Origin of the sequence: Streptomyces sp. CLV115 (genome assembly GCF_038448545.1) — a bacterium.
Classification (GTDB): Bacteria; Actinomycetota; Actinomycetes; order Streptomycetales; family Streptomycetaceae; genus Streptomyces; species Streptomyces sanglieri.
The window spans coordinates 1-496 of sequence record NZ_JBCEWQ010000385.1 but is presented as its reverse complement, the minus strand read 5'-3'; the positions used below and the strand labels follow the sequence as shown (position 1 = coordinate 496).

Annotated in this window: 1 protein-coding gene; it reads left to right on the top strand. The window is 57.1% G+C overall.

All coding sequences use genetic code 11. The annotated features are described in order from the left end of the window. The coding region (locus AADR41_RS42275; RefSeq protein WP_342287792.1) for an NAD(P)-dependent oxidoreductase at positions 1-496 on the top strand (496 nt) is incomplete at both ends.

Here is a 496-nt window from a genome sequence, read left to right as displayed (position 1 = left end):
CCCCAGCAACACCGATCTTATCGGGGATCGCGAATTCGCCATGATGCGACCGAGGTCCCTCTTTCTAAACTTGTCGCGAGGCAAGGTCGTCGACATCAGTGCTCTGGTGGACAACCTACGTACTGGACACATCGCTGGCGCAGGAGTGGACGTGTATCCCGAAGAGCCGGCCTCCGGAAAAGAGCCCTTTATCTCTCCGTTGCGCGAGATGGACAATGTTATTCTGACCCCGCATATCGGCGGGTCCACCCAAGAGGCTCAAGTTGATATCGGTCGTTACGTCGCCGGGAAACTTATCGACTATGTAGATAACGGCGCGACCGGAATGAGTGTTAACATTCCTGAGATCACCCCATCGCCTCGCACGGGTGCTCGCATCGGCCATCTACATCGCAATGTCCCAGGTGTCATGGCGACCCTGAACCGACTCGTTGCTGATCAGGGGGGAAACGTCACTTACCAGGCTCTGGCGACGAAGGGCGAGCTCGGTTACTGC